This window comes from Halorubrum miltondacostae, assembly GCF_041379815.1.
Lineage (GTDB): Archaea > Halobacteriota > Halobacteria > Halobacteriales > Haloferacaceae > Halorubrum > Halorubrum miltondacostae.
In genome coordinates this window covers 84,731-103,041 of sequence record NZ_JBEDNY010000008.1, presented here as the reverse complement: position 1 = coordinate 103,041, position 18,311 = coordinate 84,731, and the positions used below count along the sequence as shown (strand labels likewise).

Here is an 18,311-nt window from a genome sequence, read left to right as displayed (position 1 = left end):
CGCCCGTCCGGGGGCCGACGGACCGGGTCGCGAGCCTACTGGAACATCTTCAGCGGCTCGGCCTGCGAGCTCTCTTCGGTCGCCTGTCGCATCTGCTCGGCGAGCTGCCGCTTCGCGCTCCGGATCTCCGTCGCCTGCTCGACGAGCCCGTCGGTCGGCGTCTCGGTCCCGGCGATCGGGTCGATGCCGTCGAGGATGAGCACGCGCGCCGCCTCGGGGTCGGGGAACTTCGGATCGGACTCGACGACGAGCCCGACCGCGTCGCGGTCGGCCTCCAACGCGACCGCGAGCATCGCGCCCGTGGGCCCGGAGACGAGGCCCGACTCCGACGGCGCCGCCACCTCGGCGCGCCCGAGCGCCTCGCCGCCGTCCCCGGTCGCGATCCCGTACAGCTCAGGCGGGGAGTCGTCCTTCTCGCGGCCGAGCCCGGACAGGAATATCGGGAAGAGGTCGGCCTCGTCGAACCACGAGTCGAGACACGACGCGACCTCCGTCGCCGCCCCCGGGTTCACTGGCACGTCGCTGCGGAGCGCGACGAGGTCCTTCGCGGGGTTCGCGTAGAGCCGCACCGGGGTCGTCGCGGCCGTCTCCGACTCCCGGTAGACGGCCACCGGCGGCAGTCCGTCGCAGTGGACGTTCGCGTAGTGGGTCATCTCGTGGGCGTCGATCAGGTGGTCGGTCGCGATCTTGCCGACGAGGCCGACACCGGGGAATCCCTCGATCAGCGTCGGCTCATCCAGCGAGACGTCGTCGTCGAGGACGGAGATGCGGGCCATGCGCGCTCCTACGCCGGGGGCTGACCTAAAGGTGCGGCGCCGGGCAGACCGCTCGCGTCCCGAAACGGTCTAACGGGCCGACCCGAAAGGAGAGTCATGAATCCGCTCGACCGATACGAGTCGCTCGTCGACGACGTTGACGCGTTCCGAGCGGCGTGCGACCGTTCCCTCCCCTCGGTCGTGCGCACGAACGGCATTGCGGCGACGCCGGCCCGCGTCCGCGAGGCGTTCGACGAATCGGGCGTCGCGTACGAGCCGGTCGACTGGCACGACGGCCTCTTCCGGCTCCCTGACGGGAACCCCGGAGGCAACTGGCCGTACGTCCACGGCTGGACCCACGGGCAGGAAGAGGTGTCCGTGCTGCCGACGCTCGCGCTCGACCCGCGGCCCGGCGAGCTCGTCTGGGACGCCTGCGCGGCGCCCGGCAGCAAGACGACGCAGATCGCGGACGCGATGGACGACGAGGGGACCGTCGTCGCCAACGACAACAACCTCGGGCGCCTCTCCGCGCTCCGGCACAACGCAGAGCGCCTCGGGATCACGAACGCGATCGTCACGAACCAGGACGCCCGCAACTTCTCGACGAAGCCGCTGGCGTTCGACGAGTTCGACCGCGCGCTGGTGGACGCCCCGTGTTCCTGTGAAGGCACGTGCCGGAAGAACCCCGATGTCCTCGACGAGTGGACGCTCGACCACGTCCACGCGGTCGCCGGCATCCAGAAGGGCGTCTTGGCGCGAGCCGTTCAGGCGACCCGCCCGGGCGGCGTGGTCGTCTACTCCACCTGTACGTTCGCGCCCGAGGAGAACGAGGCGGTCCTCGACCACGTCCTCGCGAACGAGGACTGCGAACTGGTCGAGTTCGACCTGCCGCTCGACACCGATCCCGGCGTGACCGAGTGGGACGAAGAGACGTACGACGAGTCGGTGACGCGCGCGCAGCGTATCTACCCGCACCGCAACGACACGGGCGGCTTCTTCTGTGCGAAACTGCGGGTCGGCGGCGCGGCGAGCGACGAGGCCGGCGACGCCGCGACCGACGGCGAGGGGGTGGGCGCGTGAGCGACGACGCCGCGGAGGCGGGCGCCGAGGCCCCCACCAACGACGGCCAGCGGTTCGACCGGCTCCCCGAGACGCCCGCGGACCGCGAGGTGGAAGGGCGCGCGAGCCGCGCGGAGGTCCTCGACTGGTGGGAGGAGCGGTTCGGGATCGACGCCGCGGTGTTCGCGGAGTACTCCTTCTGGGAGAAGGGCGCGGGGAAGATCTGGGTGTTCAACGGCGAGGCGACCGACCCCAGCGAGGTAGAGGCGATCGGGATGACCTTCCTGCGCACGCGACAGGAGCACTGGAAACCGACCGGCCGGGCGGTCTCGCGGTTCGGTCGTCGGGCGACGAAGAACGTGATCGAACTGGACCCGGCGCAGGCGGCCCAGTTCGCGGCGGGAGAGGACCAGGACCTCCCCGAGTGGGACGGCGACTGGGGGTACCTGATCGCGACCCACGAGGTCGCCGGCGAGTCGGTCCCGATCGGAGTCGGGCTGTACCTCTACGACGAACTGCGCTCGGTGGTCCCGAAGGGGAGCCGGGCGGACCTGCCGGTCGTGGAGTGAGTCGGGGGCGTCCGGCAAAAAGCCAGTCCTGGGAGCGCCGCGTTCCGACGACGCTTCGGTGGCCCGTGCGGGTCAGATCGACGTGTCTTCCGGCGGTTTGGTCGCGAGGTTGCTGACACCGTACGCCGCGAGCAGCAGCAGCCCCAGCAGGATCGTGTACGACCGAACGCTGATGCTTATCAGCGTCTCGTGGACGACTTGCCCCTCTCCCGACACCGGGTGCGGCGCTCCCGCAACGATCTCAAGCAGCCCCATCCCGACCGTGCCGATCAGGATGAGCGCGCCGCCGCCGTACAGTCCGACTCGTTCCATGGTAGTGAGTTGGCTCATGTGTTGTCACCTCGTTAGCCGATGAAGTACCGCAGCCGCGGGTGGTCTTTGACGAACGACGTCTTCGCGAGGTAGGCGTCGACGCCGAGCACGCGCCCGGCCCCGAGCGTCGCGATCATCGCGAAGATCAGCAGTCCGAGCAGGTCCCCGGTGATCACGCCATGGGCCCAGCCGCCGGTCTCGCCGTTGATGAAGTAGAAGAACGTCATCAGGAACGCGCCGAAGAACGCGGCCAGCCGCGTCAAGGCGCCGACGATCAGCCCCAACCCGATCAGCGTCTGGCCCAACGGAACCATGATATTGGTGAATGAGAGCAAGATTCCGTCGGAGAACAGCGTGACTACCGGGCCGAGGCTCGTCTGGGCCGCCGCGCCGCCGACGAACCAGCTCGCGTCGAACGGCCACGCGAGGAACTTGTCGAGTCCCGCGTGGAGGAACCACCACCCGACGATCAGGCGCAAGACGACGAGCCAATAGGCGAAGCGCGACTCATCGACCGGGAACGATACGTCTCTGCCCAGCAGCTGCGTTTGAATGTTCGTGACCATTGGTAACCCCGGTTGCGAAAATGTTCGGTTACAATATATAAACCCATCTTCAATGTCACTGGTGAGTAATTCGCGAACCGCAGATTACTCCTTCCGTCGCACCGTCCCGCCGTCAAGCCCCTCCCACTCGACCCGGTAGCCGAGCGCCGAGAGGGTCGCGCTCGCGTCGTCGACGCCGTACTCGTCCAGCGTCGCCTCGGCCGTGGACAGCGCCGTCCCGTCGTCGACCTCGTCGCCGATCCGCGCCAACACCGACGGCCTGATCAGCGTCCGACCGACGAGTTCGTGGTCGGGGAACGGCCCGTCCTCCACCGCCGCCTCGCTCACGCCGTGTCGGTCCGCGAGCGCGCGCAGGGTGAGCACGTCGTCGTCCGGCTCGAAGGCGTCCGGGAGCGACGCGGCCGCGTCCGCGACGAACTCGGCCTCGTACTCGCGGAGCACGTCGACGACGTCCTTTACGCGGACCGCGCCCGAGTAGGTGACGACGCGGTGGTCGCGCGCGGCGACCGCCTCGCCGACGCCGAGGCTCTCGTCGACCGCGACGAGGAGGTCAACGTCCTCGACCTCTGCGAGCTGGCCGAGCTTCTTCTCCACGTACTCGGGGGTCCAGAACCCCATCACCTCGAAGAACAGCCGGAAGTCGGCGTGGTCGTAGTCGAACGCGAAGTCGGGGATCATGACGCTCGCGCCGGTCTCGAGCGGCTCCGGCTCGCGGACGAGGGTCCAGTCGAGGTCGAGCCCGCGGAACCGCCCGGCGAAGTCGGCCTCGACGCCGCTGTCGAAGTCGGGCTCCGCCACCGGCTCGACGTCCGGCACGGTCACGTCGCCGTCGGAGAGGCGCATGGTGCGCTCGCGCTCCCGGTCGTCGATCGTCGCCTCCAGCGACCACTCCGCCGACTCGGCCGCGGTCCGGAGCAGCCTCGCGAACGCGGTCCCGTACCGCCGGGTCCGGGAGAACAGCGCGTCCGGGCCGGTGACGACGAGCTCGCGTCCCTCCGGGGTCCGCTTCACCTCGTACATCAGCCGCAGGCGCTTCACCGCCGAGACGAGCCGCTTCGGGTCGTTCGACCGCACCCAAACCTCGGTGGCGTCGAAGAGGGCGGTCTGGGCCAGGGAGAGGTCGTACTGCTCCAGCAGGGAATCGGGGTCCCAGCGCACGTCGGCGTCGACGAGGACCCGATTGACGTCGCGGTCGGCGTACAGCGCCTCGGTCACGGCCGCCGCGTCGATCCCGAGCGCGTCGGCCGCGCGGCCGACCGCCGTCTCCCGCTCCGCCTCGCTCGCGACGCCGACCGCCTCGGCGGCCTCGAACGCGGCCCGCCGGACGCGACGCGGCGGGACCGCGGCGCGCGTCTCGAACTCGCACTCGCGCTCGACGAGCGCCGCGAGCCCGCGGACCAGCTTGAAGTCCCCGTTGCGGGCGGCGGCGTCGGCCTCCAGCTCCGCCAGCGCGTCGTCGAGGTCGCCGCGGCGCTCGCCGACGTGCGACTCGAACGTCCCGAGGACGCGCGCCGCGAGCGGTCGGTGGTCGCGCCCGGTGAACTGCGGGCGGTAGCCGCCGCCCGCCCGGGAGACGCGCAGGAGGTCCTTCCGTAGCACGGCCGCCGCTACGCGAGCGCCGGACAAAAACCGGCCGGGTTCGCCACCTTCGGGCCGGTCCGCACGCCCGCTCGCCGTCCGGCCGCTCGCGGCGTTCCGGGTCGCCTCAGTCGTCGTCACCGGAGGTCTCGGGGGTGAACGTCACCCCCTCGATCTCGATCCTCTCCGGGACGCGGCTCGTGTCGTGAGTGCCCACCGGCGGGAGGTTCGCGCTCGCGGCGGCCGACGCGTCGAGGTCCGTCTCTTCGGCCCCCTCGATCGTCGTCATCTCGCCGTCCGCCTCCCGGGCGTCTTGGTCGATGCGCATCGAGCAGAACTCCGCGCCGCACATCGAGCAGAAGCGGGCCTCCTTGTAGTTGTCTCCCGGGAGCGTCTGGTCGTGGTACGACCGCGCGCGGTCGGGGTCGAGCGCGAGGTCGAACTGCCGCCGCCAGTCGAACTCGTACCGCGCCTCGGAGAGAGCGTCGTCCCAGTCGCGCGCGCCGGGGCGGTCGTTCGCCACGTCGGCCGCGTGCGCCGCGATCCGGTACGCGGCGAGCCCGTCTCGCACGTCCTCGGCCTCCGGCAGGCCGAGGTGCTCCTTCGGCGTCACGTAACACAGCATCGCCGCGCCGGCCCGCGCGGCCTCAGTCGCGCCGATCGCGCTCGTGATGTGATCGTACCCGGGGGCGACGTCGGTCACCAGCGGCCCGAGGACGTAGAACGGCGCGCCGTCGCACACCGCCTGCTGTCGCTCGACGTTCTCGGCGATCTCGTCCATCGGCACGTGGCCGGGCCCCTCCACCATCACCTGGACGCCGCGCGCCTGCGCTGTCCGCGTGAGGTCGCCGAGGGTGTCGAGCTCGGCGAACTGCGCCTCGTCGCTCGCGTCCGCGAGGCAGCCGGGACGGAGGCCGTCGCCGAGCGAGACCGTCACGTCGTGTTCGGCGAACACCTCGCAGATCGCCTCGAACTCTGTGTACAGCGGGTTCTGCATCCCGTGTTCCTCCATCCACTGCGCGAGGATCGAGCCGCCCCGCGAGACGATGCCCGTCCTCCGCCCGTCGGTCAGCGGCAGGTGTTCCGCGAGGATCCCCGCATGGATCGTCATGTAGTCGACGCCCTGTTCGGCCTGCTTCTCGATCACGTCGAGGAGGAGTTCGTGAGTAATCGCCTCGGCCGACCCGGCCCGCTTGACCGCCTCGTAGATCGGAACCGTCCCGACCGGGACCGGCGAGTGCGCGACGTTGGCCTCGCGGGTCGCGTCGAGTTCGTCGCCCGTCGAGAGGTCCATCACTGTGTCGGCCCCGTAGTGAACCGCGGCGTGGAGCTTCTCCAGCTCCTCGCTCCGGTCGCTCGTCGTCTCGCTGTTCCCGATGTTCGCGTTGACCTTCGTGGCGAAGGCCCGCCCGATGATCATGGGGTCGAGCGACTCGTGGGCGTGGTTGTTCGGGATCACCGCGCGCCCCTCGGCCACCTCTCGACGGACGAACGCCGGGTCGCGGTTCTCGCGCTCCGCCACGCGCTCCATCGCGGGCGTGACCTCGCCGCTCTGCGCTCGTTCTAACTGTGTTTCCGGCATGATTACTAGGTAATACCACTAACTAATATACTCTGCGGTGAGCTCCTCGCCCCCGCGAGTCGGCGCGCGGGTGCGACACGCTTAACCCCGGAACACGCGGATCGTGGCGTAATGAGTACCGACGCGGCGGGCGACGCCGAGCCGGAGGACGCCGCCGAGTCCGACGGCGACGGCCCCTCCGAGGCGTTCGTCCGCACCTGCGAGCGCCTCGTCGAGCGCATCCTCGACGGCGAGATCGAGCGCGACGACCTCGAACGGGCCAAGCTCGACGCCTGCTCGGAGTTCGGCTCCCCGAAGGTGCCGAAGAACACCGAGATCCTCGACCACGCGCCGACGGAGTATCGCGACGACGTGATCGAGGTGGTCCAGCGCAAGCCCGTCCGGACCGCCTCGGGAGTCTCGCCGGTGGCGATCATGACCTCCCCCGAGCTGTGTCCGCACGGGAAGTGCCTCTACTGCCCGGGTGGCCCGGCCTCGGAGTTCTCCTCCGCGCAGTCGTACACGGGCCACGAGCCCGCGGCGGCCCGCGGCGAGCAGAACGATTACGACCCGTACGGGCAGGTGACGCTCCGGCTCGAACAGCTCCGGAAGATCGGCCACCCGGTCGACAAGGTGGAGCTCATCCTGATGGGCGGGACGATGACCGCGCGCTCGCACGACTACCAGGAGTGGTTCGTGAAGCGCGCGCTCCAGGCGATGAACGACTACGACCTCGAGAAGGAGCCCGAACCCGCCGAAGGCGAGTCGTTCGCCCCAGCGCCCGAGGAGACCGAGTTCGAGTACCTCGAAGACGTGATCGCCGACAACGAGACGAACCCGATCCGCAACATCGGCACCACCTTCGAGACGAAGCCCGACTGGTGCGACCCCGAGCAGATCGACCGGATGCTCGACTTGGGCGGCACGAAGGTCGAGGTCGGCGTCCAGACTACCTACGAGCGGATCAACCGCGAAATGCACCGCGGGCACGGCAACGAGGCGAGCCGAAACGCCAACCGCCGCCTGCGTGACGCTGCGTTCAAGATTGGCTTCCACATGATGCCGGGCCAGCCCGGGATGACCCGCGAGATGTGCTTGGAGGACTTCCGACAGCTGTTCGAGAACCCCGACTGGCGGCCCGACTACCTGAAGATCTACCCCACGCTCGTCGTCGAGGGGACGCGGGTGTACGACCGCTGGCGGCGCGACGACTTCGACCCGCTCACCAGCGAGGAGGCGGCCGACCTCGTCGCCGACGTGATGGACCACATTCCGAAGTACACGCGGCTCCAGCGCGTCCAGCGCGACATCCCGGCGGACTTCATCGACGCAGGCGTCCAGAAGTCGAACCTCCGCCAGCTCGCGGCCCAGCGCGCCGACGAGAAGGGGATCGTCCAGCGGGACATCCGTGCCCGCGAGGTCGGGCACAACGAGGCCGACCCCGACCCGGACGACGTCGAACTGGACGTCACCACCTACGAAGCCGGCGGCGGCACGGAGCACTTCCTCGCGTTCGAGGACCCCGTTCGCGACCTGCTCGTCGGCTTCTGTCGGCTGCGGTTCCCGTCGTTCGCGCCGGACCAGCCCGGCGCGCCCGGCACCGAGAGCGACCCGATCCGGCCGGAGCTCGAAGACGCCGCGCTGGTCCGCGAGCTCCACGTGTACGGCAACGAGGTCGGGATTGGCGGCGACGGCGACTGGCAGCACCAGGGGTACGGGACGAAGCTCCTCGAACGCGCCGAGGAACTCTCTCGCGAGGCCGGCTACGACAAGGTCGCGGTCATCTCGGGCATCGGCGCCCGCGAGTACTACCGCAACAAGCTCGGTTACCGACAGGACGGGCCGTACGTCTCGAAGCGTCTCTGACCGGGCTGTCGACCCGGCCCGCAGTCGACGGTTTCTCTCACCGCTGGTCCACCGGCGGTCAACACGGACTAATTCCGCGCGACCAGTGATAAATTTCTCTTTTCTATAACTTTTATAATCCACCGAAATATTTGGATAGTACCTCGATTCGCGAGGAATGTTCCCATGAACTTCGGACGACGGATGTTTATCAAAGGCGTTGCGGGCATCGGCGCGGCGGCGACGATAACTGGGACGGCCTCGGCGGCCGACGGAGGCGTACAGTACATCGTTGGCGCGACCGGGAGCGGGGCGCGCGATACAGTCGCGCACGCTGGCTTCTCGGTTCGGCACGAACTCGCCGAGGGGTCGGTCCTCGTCGTGACCGGGCCGGCCGACGCAGCCGCGGAGATCGAGTCCGTGGGCGGCGTCTCGACCGCCAACCCGGACGTGACGCTCGAACTGAACCGACCGGAGCCGGACGCGCAGGCGGACGACGAGGCGCTCCCAAGTGAGGGGGCCGCCCTCACGGAGCTTCAGTGGGACAAGCAGGAGACGGACGTGTTCCCCGCCCACGAGCACGCGACCGGCGAAGGGACGCGAGTCGCGATCATCGACACGGGGATCGACCTCGATCACCCGGACCTCGGGAACGTCAACGAGGAACTCGGGCGCGCCATCGTCGCCGCCGACGACGTCCCGGAGGTCGGCCCGGGCGACTCCGGATACCACGGGACGCACGTCGCGGGAATCGTCGGCGCGACCGGTGAGGTCGGCGTCGTCGGCACCGCGCCCGACACGGAATTGATCCCGATCCGCGTGTTCCCGTCCGACGGCGGCGCGACCTTCGGCGACATCCTCGCGGGGATCGACTACGCCGCCGAGATCGGTGCCGACGCGGCGAACTTCAGCCTCGGCATCCCGGGCGTCCAACGGCCCGGGTCGGCGGTGAACAAGCTCAAGGCAGAGATCCAGGGCGTCTTCCAGAGCGCGGTCCGCCGTGGGACGATGATCACCGGCAGCGCGGGGAACGACTCCGGGAACCTCCAGCAGGGCGGCGGCTTCACCCTACCGAACAGCGTCTCCGCGGCGTTCACGGTCAGCGCCACCTCGCCCGCCGACACGCTCTCGTTCTACTCGAACTTCGGCACGAGCGATGTCGACATCGCCGCGCCCGGCGGGTACTACGAGACCATCTCGCGGACGAGCGGCGAGACGGGTGAGCCGGACGACCTCCCCTTCCCGTTGAACGCGGTCCTCTCGACGTGGCCCACGGACCTGACGTCGAGCGTGGGCCTCCAAGGCTACGACCTCATCGCCGGCACGTCGATGGCCGCGCCGCAGGTAGCCGGACTCGCGGCCCTCGTGCGCGAACTCGAACCGGACGCAAACGTGAGCCAGGTCAGGCAGGCGATCCAGCAGGGCGCTGAGGGCGCGAACGGCAAGAGCAGTCCAGAATTCGGTGCCGGCATCGTCAACGCCCTGAACACGGTTGAGTCGCTGACAATAGGGGAGTAGGAAGCGAAGGCGTAGCGACGGTGGGGCCGCCGTCGTTTCACGCTCCGCGTCACAACGACACGCCTTTTTCCGGCCCGCGAGTCTCTCTTTCGTATGGACCAGAAGCGGGAGCTGTCGAGCATCGACCTCGCCGCGCTCGTCACCGAACTGAATCGGTACGAGGGCGCGAAGGTCGACAAGGCGTACCTCTACGACGACGACCTGCTCCGGCTGAAGCTGCGCGACTTCGACCGCGGCCGCGTCGAGCTCATGATCGAGGTCGGGGACATCAAGCGCGCACACGCCGCGGACCCGGACAACGTCGCGGACGCGCCGGGTCGGCCGCCGAACTTCGCGAAGATGCTCCGGAACCGGCTGTCCGGCGCGGACTTCGCGGGCGTCGAGCAGTACGAGTTCGACCGCATCCTCACCTTCGAGTTCGAGCGCGAGGACCAGAACACGACGCTCGTCGCCGAGCTGTTCGGGCAGGGGAACGTCGCCGCGCTCGACGAGACCGGCGAGGTCATCGGGGCGCTCTCGACGGTCCGGCTCAAGTCGCGCACCGTCGCGCCCGGCTCCCAGTACGAGTACCCGGCCTCGCGGCTCAACCCCCTCACCGTGAGCCGCGGCGGGTTCGACCGGCACATGCGCGAGTCGGACAGCGACGTGGTGCGGACGCTCGCCACGCAGCTGAACCTCGGTGGGCTCTACGCCGAGGAGGTGTGTACCCGCGCCGGCGTACCGAAGGAGACGCCCATCGAGGAGGCGACGGACGACCAGCTCGGCGCGCTCCACGACGCGCTCTCCCGACTCGACGAGCGGCTCCGCTCGGGCGACATCGACCCTCGTGTGTACGAGGAGTCGGTCGACGGTGACGGGGGCGACAGCGACGGCGGCGATCCCCGCGTGGTCGACGTGACGCCGTTCCCGCTCGCGGAGCACGAGGGCCTCCCGAGCGTCGGGTTCGACTCGTTCAACGACGCGGTCGACGAGTACTTCTATCGGCTCGGGAACGAGGCCACCGACGACGGCGAGGCCCCGGCGGACGCGACCGCGTCGCGCCCGGACTTCGAGAAAGAGATCGCCAAACAGGAGCGGATCATCGAACAGCAGCGCGGGGCGATCGAGGGGTTCGAGGAGCAGGCGCAGGCGGAGCGCGAGCGCGCCGAGCTGCTGTACGCGAACTACGACCTCGTCGACGAGGTTCTCTCGACGGTGCGGGAGGCCCGCGCGAACGAGGTGCCGTGGGACGAGATCGCGGCGACGCTCGATGCCGGCGCGGAGCGGGGCATCCAGGCCGCAGCCGCCGTGGTCGACGTCGACGGCGGCGAGGGGACGGTGACGGTCGAGCTCGACGACGAGGACGGCGGCACCGTTCGGATCGACCTCGACGCGAGCGAGGGCGTGGAGGTCAACGCCGACCGGCTCTACCAGGAGGCGAAGCGCGTCGAGGAGAAGAAGGCTGGCGCGAAGGCGGCGATCGAGTCCACCCGCGAGGAGCTGGAGGCGGTCAAGCAACGGAAGGAGGAGTGGGAGGAACAGCAGGCGGCCGACGATGGGAGCGACGGCGGCGACGACGACGAGGAAGACGACGAGGCGTACGAGACCGACTGGCTCTCCCGGTCGTCGATCCCGATCCGCAGCCCGGACGACTGGTTCGAGCGGTTCCGCTGGTTCCGCACCTCGACCGGCTACCTCGTCATCGGCGGGCGTAACGCCGACCAGAACGAGGAGCTGGTGAAGAAGTACATGGGCAAACACGACCGGTTCTTCCACACGCAGGCGCACGGCGGGCCGGTGACGCTCCTGAAGGCGGCGGGGCCCTCGGAGTCGGCGGACCCGGTCGACTTCTCCGAGGAGACGCTGCGGGAGGCCGCGCAGTTCGCCGTCTCCTACTCCTCCGATTGGAAGGACGGCCGCGGCGCCGGCGACGCGTACATGGTCGAGCCCGATCAGGTGTCGAAGACCCCCGAGAGCGGCGAGTACATCGAGAAGGGGAGCTTCGTGATCCGCGGCGACCGGACGTACTTCGAGGACGTCCCCTGCCGGATCGCCGTCGGCGTCCAGTGCGAGCCGGTCACCCGCGCCATCGGCGGCCCGCCGTCGGCCATCGTCGACCGCGCGGCCGCGCACCTCACCTTCGAACCGGGAATGTACGCGCAGAACGACGCCGCGATGATGGCGTACCGGAACCTGAAAGAGCGGTTCGCCGACCAATCGTTCGTACGCAAGGTTGCGAGCGCGGACCTGCTTCAGGAGTTCCTCCCGCCGGGCGGGTCGGACATCGTCGACTGAGGGTCCTTCACGGCTCGACGGACGACGTGCGCCGCGTTGACGACGCACTTTCAGTCCGAGCGCGACGTTTTCAAGCCTCCGCGACCGAGTGAGGCCATGGTCTTCGAATCGCTGCCGGAGGGATGGCGGGTGTGGAACGAGGAGCCGAGCGGCCGGGTGATCCTCGTCTACCGCCCCGACGTCTTCGGGAGCGGCGACCTCCCCGACGAGTGTCTCCCGACGATCTACCTGACGAACGGCTCCCGGAACGCGCGGCCCGGCTCGGGCCAGTACGCGACCGACGAGTGGCACGTCGTCCTCTTCTTGGAGCCCGAGATCGAGGCAGTCGCAGAGACGCACGAGAGCCGCGAGGCGGGCGCGGCCGGCGCGGTCGACGTCGCGGAGCGCTTCGTCGCCGGCGCGGTCGACTACCGGGGGGCGTACCAGGTGCCGCGAGAAGCGTACTTCGCGCGCCTCGACGAGTTCGTCGGCGAGGAGGAGACCGCGTGACCGCACGCCGATCCATGTCGAGAATTATCCACGATCGCGCATAAATTGGGGAGAGAAGAGGAGCGATACGCCACGAACACGAGGATTTTTATCGCCGCCCGCCTCACCCTCGCGTACATGAACGCCGGTGGGGACTACGGCGGCGACGAACCGCGCGAGAAGTGCGGTGTCGTCGGCGTCTCGCTCGAGGACCGGGAGGCCGCGCGACCGCTGTACTACGCGCTGTACGCGCTCCAACACCGCGGCCAGGAATCGGCCGGCATCGTCACGCACGACGGGTTCCAGCAGCACAGCCACGTCGAGCGCGGCCTCGTCGGCGACGCGTTCGAGGAGGGGGACCTCGCGTCGCTGTCGGGCGGCACGGGCATCGGTCATGTCCGCTACCCGACCGCCGGGAGCCTCGACAAGAGCTGCGCGCAGCCGTTCTCGGTGTCGTTCAAGTCCGGGTCGCTCGGGCTCTCGCACAACGGGAACCTCGTCAACGCCGACGAGGTGCGCGAGGAGCTCGCGGCGTCGGGCCACGCGTTCACCTCCGACGGCGACACCGAGGTGATCGCCCACGACCTCGCCCGGAACCTCCTCGAAGAGGACCTCGTGCGGGCCGTCAAGCACACGATGAACCGTATTCACGGCTCCTACTCGCTGGCGATCACCCACGACGACACCGTGCTGGGCGTCCGCGACCCGCTCGGGAACCGCCCGCTGTGTCTCGGGAAGATCGACGGCGGCTACGTCCTCGCCAGCGAGTCCGCCGCCATCGACACGCTCGACGGGGAGCTGATCCGCGACGTCCGCCCCGGCGAGCTCGTCGTCTTGGACCCCGACGGCACTGGCTACGACACGTATCAGCTCGTCGAGCGCGACGCGACCGCCCACTGCTTCTTCGAACACGTCTACTTCGCCCGGCCCGACTCCGTCATCGACGAGAGCCTCGTGTACGAGGTGCGTCGCTCGCTCGGGCGGAAACTCTGGGAGGAGTCCGGCGTCGAGTCGGACGTTGTGATGCCCGTCCCCGACTCCGGGCGCGCGTTCGCCTCCGGCTACGCGGACGCCGCGGGAGAGACCACGGCCACCGGCGAACCGCGGCCGGCGGATGAGGAGGGCGTGGAGTTCGCCGAGGGGCTGATGAAGAACCGGTACGTCGGCCGGACGTTCATCATGCCGACCCAAGACGAGCGCGAGCGCGCCGTCCGACTGAAGCTGAACCCGATCCGGTCGACGGTGGAGGGGAAGTCGGTAACCATCATCGACGACTCCATCGTCCGCGGCACGACCTCGACCCAGCTCGTCGACTTGGTTCGCGAGGCGGGCGCGGAGGAGGTCCACCTCCGGATCGGCGCGCCGCCCATCCTCGCCCCCTGCTACTTCGGCATCGACATGGCAACCCGCGAGGAGCTGATCGCCGCCGACGCCTCGACCGAGGAGATCCGCGAGGAGGTCGGCGCGGACTCGCTGTCGTACCTCTCGATCGACGCCGTCGCGGACGCGGTCGGCGAGAGCCGCGCGGACCTCTGTCTCGGTTGCGTCACCGGCGAGTACCCCTTCGATGTCGAGGGCGAGGCGACCGACCGCGACGTCGACGCGCCTGTCTCGGACCCGACGCCCGCGGACGACTGAGCCGGTCGGCGCGGCCGCGACCCCGCACTCGTTCGAGCCGGATTCGCCTGCTCGGAACGTTTCGGGGGCTTAAATACGGTCAGGATCAGACGTGCGAGCATGACACGGAACGCCGACGCTGCCGAGGACCGCGCCGCGTCGATGAGCCGCCGCGGATTCTTCCGCGCCGGGGCCGCCGGGGCGGCCGTCGCCGCGGGGGTCACCGCCGGGACTGGGACCGTCGCCGCCCAGTACGACGGCTGGCTGGACGACGTGAGTAACTACGACGGCACCCACGACTACCGCGGACAGGACGAGGTGACCGTCTCGGTGGGCGCGGGCGAGAGCGGCCTCCGCTTCGGGCCTGCCGCCATTCTGATCGACCCGGGAGCAACCGTGGTCTGGGAGTGGACCGGCCAGGGCGGCGGTCACAACGTCGTCGCGAACGACGGCACCTTCGACAGCGGGTCGGCGGTCGCGGAGGAGGGGACGACATTCGAGCACACGTTCGCCGACGCCGAGGACGGCGACTCCTTCAATTACTACTGCGGTCCGCACCAGTCGGTCGGCATGAAGGGCGTCGTCGCGCTCGGCTCCGTCGACGACGACCTCGTCGACCCGCAGGCCGAGGGCGGCGACGGGGGCAGCGGCGGCCCGGCCGGCTACGGCGATTGGTTCGAGAACGTCGGGAACTACGAGGGGACGCGCGACCTCCGCGGGCAGGACAAGGCGACCGTCTCGGTCGGCGCGGGCGAGAACGGCCTCCTGTTCGACCCGCCGGCGATCCTCGTCGACCCGGGGACGACCGTGGTCTGGGAGTGGACCGGCGCCGGCGGCGGGCACAACGTCGTCGAGGACAACGGCGCCTTCGACAGCGGGGAGCCGGCAGCCGAGGAGGGGACGACCTTTGAGCACACGTTCTCGGATGCCGGTGACGGCGACGTGTTCCGGTACGTCTGCGAGCCGCACCAGTCGGTCGGGATGAAAGGAGCGGTGGCGGTCGGCTCCGTCGACGACGACCTCCTCGGTGGCGACTCGGGCGGTTCGAGCGGCTCCGGCGGCGGGCTCTCCGCGAGCGACATCGGGACGCTGGCGCTCGGGTTCGGTTTCGCCGGCGCGCTGCTCGTCCCGCTGTTCTACGCGGCCCACCAGAAGGCGGAGCGGAACGACCCGAACGCGTAAGCGATCTCTCTCGCTGGGTTTCTCTCGTCGCTTCTCACTTCTCCGTTCCCGACCAGCTTTCCGGTCAGTAGATGTGGTACAACAGCAGGTAGACGCCGATCCCCATCGTGAAGGAGATCAGCCAGAGGACGGCGCCGACGAAGCCGACCTGCGAGTGCCGCGTCTGATAGAGCTCGGCGTACGGCCGGGTCGCGGCCAGGAACAGCGCGTGGAAGACGAACGGCACGCAGACGATCGCGAGCAGGATGTGGATCGCGAGGAAGGGGAGGTACACGTACGAGTAGACGAGCTCCGGGCCGGGAAACTCGGTCGTGCCGACGAGGATCAGCCGGTAGAGGTACGCGCCGAGGAACGCGGTGAACAGCGCGAACGAGGTCACCATGAAGTTCCGGTGCCGCTGGACGTTCCCGCGGGCGATCTCGCGCCAGCCGAGCAGGATCGTCGCGATGGCGGCCGCGGAAACGGCGGCGTTGAAGTGCGGGATCGCGGCGAGGACGGCGTCGCTCGCGCGGGGGATCAGCGAGCTTGGGATCACGCCGCCCACCGCACCGAAGACGAGCGCGAGCGCGACGACGGAGGCGACGGCGGTCAGGACGGAGACGTTCTCGCGGGCCCAGTCGGACATATCCGGACGGAGGGACGCGACCCCCAAACCCGTGCCGGTTGCGGTCGCTCGGTCGCGGGGCTTCCGGCGCCCCTCCGGTCTGCGAAACCCCGGCACGGCTCCCTCGAATGGAAGGGCTTTTAATTGGGGACAGGGTACGTGGAGACGCGACAGAACACCGCGAGCGTGGGTAGCCAAGCCAGGCCAACGGCGCAGCGTTGAGGGCGCTGTCCTGTAGAGGTCCGCCGGTTCAAATCCGGTCCCACGCATCGCTCGGGGTCCACACCCCACCGATGCACGGTGTTGTCTCTACGACAGCACCCACGCACAATTCCTTTCGAACGTTACTCGTTGAGCGATGGCTGTACTCGGCCCCATTCGGACACGCCGAAGCGATGTCCCGCTCGACGACCCAGTAATCATGTCTCCGTTCCGGTCGTCGCGTCGCTCGCGCGAACTGCCACCCTTTTAGTCGCGCGCCGTCGGAGTGTGGCGTAATGAGTACGGACGCGACCCCCGAGTACGACTACGAGGAACTGGGGCTCGTCGCCGGGCTGGAGATCCACCAGCAGCTCGACACCGAGACCAAGCTGTTCTGTGACTCCCCGACCGTCGAGCGCGACCCGGACGAGTCCGACCGTTCGATCACCCGGCAGCTCCACCCGACGAAGAGCGAACTCGGCGAGCTCGACGACGCCGCGATGGAGGAGAGCCGCGTCGACCGCGAGTTCACCTACCTCGCGTACGACACCACCTGCCTCGTCGAGGAGGACGACGAGCCGCCCCGCCGGGTCGACGACGAGGCGCTCGCCGTGGCGCTCCAGATCGCCGACCTGCTCGACCTCTCCGTCGTCGACCAGGCGCACGTCATGCGGAAGCTCGTCATCGACGGCTCGAACACATCCGGCTTCCAGCGCTCGATCCTGCTCGGACAGGACGGCGAGATCGAGACCGAGTCCGGCTCCGTGTCCGTCGTGGACCTCATGCTCGAAGAGGAGTCCGCGAAGCGCGTCGAGGAGACCGAGGACGGCGTCGTCTACTCGCTCGACCGCCTCGGCGTCCCCCTCGTCGAGATCGGTACGGGCCCGGACATCCGCAGCCCCGAGGGCGCGCGGCGGGCGGCAGAGCGCATCGGGATGCTGCTGCGCTCGACCGGCGCGGTCAAGCGCGGCCTCGGCACCATCCGCCAGGACGTGAACGTCTCCATCGCCGACGGCGCCCGCGTCGAGGTGAAGGGGGTTCAGGACCTCCAAGGGATCGAAGATATCGTCCGCGGCGAGGTCGGCCGACAGGCGGAGCTGCTCGACATTCGGGACGAGCTCCGCGAGCGCGACGCGAGCGTCGGCGACGTCGCCGACGTAACCGACACCTTCGCCGACACCGAGTCGGGCGTCATCCGCGGCGCGCTGGACTCGGGCGGGAAGGTCACCGCGGTCCCGCTGTTCGGGTTCGACGGCCTCGTGGGCCGCGAGCTCCAGCCCGACCGTCGGCTCGGGACGGAACTGTCGGACCACGCAAAACGCCACGGCGCCGGCGGCATCTTCCACACGGACGAGTTGCCGGCGTACGGCGTGACCGAGACGGAGGTCGCGGCGCTTCGTGACGCGGTCGGCGCGGGCGAGGGAGACGCGGTCGCCATCGTCGCGGCCGACCCCGAGACCGCGGACCTCGCAATCGAGGCGGCCGCAGAGCGCGCCGAGACCGCCATCGAGGGCGTCCCCGAGGAGACCCGCGGCGCGAACGACGACGGGACCACGCGCTACCTCCGACCGCTCCCGGGTGCCGCGCGGATGTACCCCGAGACGGACGTGCCGCCGGTCGAGCCGGACCCGTCGGACGTCGACACGCCCGAACTGCTCGACGAGAAGGCGGCGCGGTACGCCGACGAGTTCGGGCTTGACGCCGGCCTCGCCGAGCAGGTTGCGTTCGGCCAGCGGTTCCCGCTGTTCGAGGCGGCGGTCGAGCGCGGCGTCGATCCGACCTTCGCGGCGACGACGCTGGAGTCGACGACGACGGAGATCCGGCGAGGCGGCGCGCCCGTCGAGACCCTCACCGACGACCACTTCCTCGCGCTGTTCGACCTCGTCGAGGCGGGCGACCTCGCGAAGGAGGGCGTCCCCGAGGTGTTGACGACCCTCGCGGAGGACCCCGACCTCTCGGCGAGCGAGGCCGTCGAGGCGGCGGGCCTCTCGGGCGTGAGCGAGGCCGAAGTCCGCGAGGCGGTCGTCGAGGTCGTCGAGCGCAACGCCGACCAGATCGAGGCCGAGGGGATGGGCGCCTTCTCCGGGCTGATGGGCGAGGCCATGGGCGCGCTCCGCGGGAAGGCCGACGGGGAGGTCGTCTCCGACGTGCTCCGCGAGGAGATCGGCAAGCGCTCGTAACGCGGTCCGCGCGTCCGGCACC

The 18,311-nt window shown here is 69.7% G+C and carries 15 protein-coding genes and 1 tRNA gene; 10 read left to right on the top strand and 6 right to left on the bottom strand.

The window, feature by feature from the left end:
* Positions 1-35 precede the first annotated feature (35 nt).
* Positions 36-776: a proteasome assembly chaperone family protein gene (locus ABNG04_RS16975; protein ID WP_371163551.1), complete on the bottom strand. Its 741-nt coding sequence runs from the start codon at positions 774-776 to the stop codon at positions 36-38.
* Positions 777-872: 96 nt separating this feature from the next.
* On the opposite strand from ABNG04_RS16975, the gene ABNG04_RS16970 reads away from it, so the two are divergent.
* Complete coding sequence (locus tag ABNG04_RS16970; protein WP_371163550.1) at positions 873-1,835, top strand: RsmB/NOP family class I SAM-dependent RNA methyltransferase; 963 nt, start codon at positions 873-875, stop codon at positions 1,833-1,835.
* Complete coding sequence (locus tag ABNG04_RS16965; RefSeq protein ID WP_371163549.1) at positions 1,832-2,383, top strand: DUF7122 family protein; 552 nt, start codon at positions 1,832-1,834, stop codon at positions 2,381-2,383. Before ABNG04_RS16970 ends, ABNG04_RS16965 begins: the two co-directional genes overlap by 4 nt.
* Before the next feature lie 72 nt (positions 2,384-2,455).
* On the opposite strand, the gene ABNG04_RS16960 is transcribed toward ABNG04_RS16965, so the two are convergent.
* The 4 genes from ABNG04_RS16960 to thiC form a co-directional block, all read right to left on the bottom strand.
* Positions 2,456-2,713 (bottom strand): hypothetical protein, encoded by a 258-nt coding sequence (locus ABNG04_RS16960; RefSeq protein WP_371163548.1) that lies wholly within the window; start codon positions 2,711-2,713, stop codon positions 2,456-2,458.
* Between the two features lie 14 nt (positions 2,714-2,727).
* Positions 2,728-3,261 (bottom strand): DoxX family protein, encoded by a 534-nt coding sequence (locus ABNG04_RS16955; protein ID WP_371163547.1) that lies wholly within the window; start codon positions 3,259-3,261, stop codon positions 2,728-2,730.
* 84 nt (positions 3,262-3,345) lie between these two features.
* Complete coding sequence (locus ABNG04_RS16950) at positions 3,346-4,860, bottom strand: DUF790 family protein (protein WP_371163546.1); 1,515 nt, start codon at positions 4,858-4,860, stop codon at positions 3,346-3,348.
* Between the two features lie 106 nt (positions 4,861-4,966).
* Positions 4,967-6,421 carry a phosphomethylpyrimidine synthase ThiC gene (gene thiC / locus ABNG04_RS16945; RefSeq protein ID WP_371163545.1) on the bottom strand — a complete coding sequence of 485 codons (1,455 nt, stop codon included), beginning with the start codon at positions 6,419-6,421 and terminating at the stop codon, positions 4,967-4,969.
* Positions 6,422-6,532: 111 nt separating this feature from the next.
* Between thiC and ABNG04_RS16940 the strand changes: the two genes are divergently transcribed.
* The 6 genes from ABNG04_RS16940 to ABNG04_RS16915 all read left to right on the top strand — a co-directional run bounded on the left by ABNG04_RS16940 (position 6,533) and on the right by ABNG04_RS16915 (position 15,304).
* Entirely contained in the window at positions 6,533-8,266 is a 1,734-nt protein-coding gene (locus ABNG04_RS16940; RefSeq protein ID WP_371163544.1) for a tRNA uridine(34) 5-carboxymethylaminomethyl modification radical SAM/GNAT enzyme Elp3, read from the top strand.
* Between the two features lie 165 nt (positions 8,267-8,431).
* Positions 8,432-9,763 (top strand): S8 family peptidase, encoded by a 1,332-nt coding sequence (locus tag ABNG04_RS16935; protein ID WP_371163543.1) that lies wholly within the window; start codon positions 8,432-8,434, stop codon positions 9,761-9,763.
* Between the two features lie 93 nt (positions 9,764-9,856).
* Positions 9,857-12,037 (top strand): ribosome rescue protein RqcH, encoded by a 2,181-nt coding sequence (gene rqcH, locus ABNG04_RS16930; protein WP_371163542.1) that lies wholly within the window; start codon positions 9,857-9,859, stop codon positions 12,035-12,037.
* A 96-nt stretch (positions 12,038-12,133) separates the two neighbouring features.
* Entirely contained in the window at positions 12,134-12,526 is a 393-nt protein-coding gene (locus ABNG04_RS16925) for a DUF5820 family protein (protein WP_371163541.1), read from the top strand.
* Between the two features lie 117 nt (positions 12,527-12,643).
* A complete protein-coding gene (gene purF / locus ABNG04_RS16920; protein ID WP_371163540.1) occupies positions 12,644-14,143 on the top strand; it encodes an amidophosphoribosyltransferase in 1,500 nt (499 codons plus the stop codon).
* Between the two features lie 99 nt (positions 14,144-14,242).
* Positions 14,243-15,304: a halocyanin domain-containing protein gene (locus ABNG04_RS16915; protein WP_371163539.1), complete on the top strand. Its 1,062-nt coding sequence runs from the start codon at positions 14,243-14,245 to the stop codon at positions 15,302-15,304.
* Between the two features lie 64 nt (positions 15,305-15,368).
* Here the strand turns inward: ABNG04_RS16915 and ABNG04_RS16910 are convergent, their stop codons facing one another.
* The gene (locus tag ABNG04_RS16910; protein WP_371163538.1) at positions 15,369-15,929 is read right to left on the bottom strand and encodes a DUF420 domain-containing protein; all 561 of its coding nucleotides are present in this window, start codon (positions 15,927-15,929) and stop codon (positions 15,369-15,371) included.
* A 163-nt stretch (positions 15,930-16,092) separates the two neighbouring features.
* Between ABNG04_RS16910 and ABNG04_RS16905 the strand changes: the two genes are divergently transcribed.
* Together ABNG04_RS16905 and gatE are read left to right on the top strand one after the other, a co-directional pair.
* Positions 16,093-16,177, top strand: a tRNA-Leu gene (locus ABNG04_RS16905).
* Positions 16,178-16,405: 228 nt separating this feature from the next.
* Positions 16,406-18,289, top strand: coding sequence for a Glu-tRNA(Gln) amidotransferase subunit GatE (gatE, locus tag ABNG04_RS16900; protein WP_371163537.1), 1,884 nt, complete (start codon positions 16,406-16,408; stop codon positions 18,287-18,289).
* Positions 18,290-18,311: the final 22 nt, after the last annotated feature.

Bases quoted from the DNA above. Each gene is read 5' to 3' on its own strand.
- ABNG04_RS16975 (WP_371163551.1), bottom strand. From the start codon at position 776: ATGGCCCGCATCTCCGTCCTCGACGACGACGTCTCGCTGGATGAGCCG.
- ABNG04_RS16970 (WP_371163550.1), top strand. From the start codon at position 873: ATGAATCCGCTCGACCGATACGAGTCGCTCGTCGACGACGTTGACGCG.
- ABNG04_RS16960 (WP_371163548.1), bottom strand. From the start codon at position 2,713: ATGAGCCAACTCACTACCATGGAACGAGTCGGACTGTACGGCGGCGGC.
- ABNG04_RS16955 (WP_371163547.1), bottom strand. From the start codon at position 3,261: ATGGTCACGAACATTCAAACGCAGCTGCTGGGCAGAGACGTATCGTTC.
- thiC (WP_371163545.1), bottom strand. From the start codon at position 6,421: ATGCCGGAAACACAGTTAGAACGAGCGCAGAGCGGCGAGGTCACGCCC.
- ABNG04_RS16940 (WP_371163544.1), top strand. From the start codon at position 6,533: ATGAGTACCGACGCGGCGGGCGACGCCGAGCCGGAGGACGCCGCCGAG.
- ABNG04_RS16935 (WP_371163543.1), top strand. From the start codon at position 8,432: ATGAACTTCGGACGACGGATGTTTATCAAAGGCGTTGCGGGCATCGGC.
- rqcH (WP_371163542.1), top strand. From the start codon at position 9,857: ATGGACCAGAAGCGGGAGCTGTCGAGCATCGACCTCGCCGCGCTCGTC.
- ABNG04_RS16925 (WP_371163541.1), top strand. From the start codon at position 12,134: ATGGTCTTCGAATCGCTGCCGGAGGGATGGCGGGTGTGGAACGAGGAG.
- purF (WP_371163540.1), top strand. From the start codon at position 12,644: ATGAACGCCGGTGGGGACTACGGCGGCGACGAACCGCGCGAGAAGTGC.
- ABNG04_RS16915 (WP_371163539.1), top strand. From the start codon at position 14,243: ATGACACGGAACGCCGACGCTGCCGAGGACCGCGCCGCGTCGATGAGC.
- ABNG04_RS16910 (WP_371163538.1), bottom strand. From the start codon at position 15,929: ATGTCCGACTGGGCCCGCGAGAACGTCTCCGTCCTGACCGCCGTCGCC.
- gatE (WP_371163537.1), top strand. From the start codon at position 16,406: ATGAGTACGGACGCGACCCCCGAGTACGACTACGAGGAACTGGGGCTC.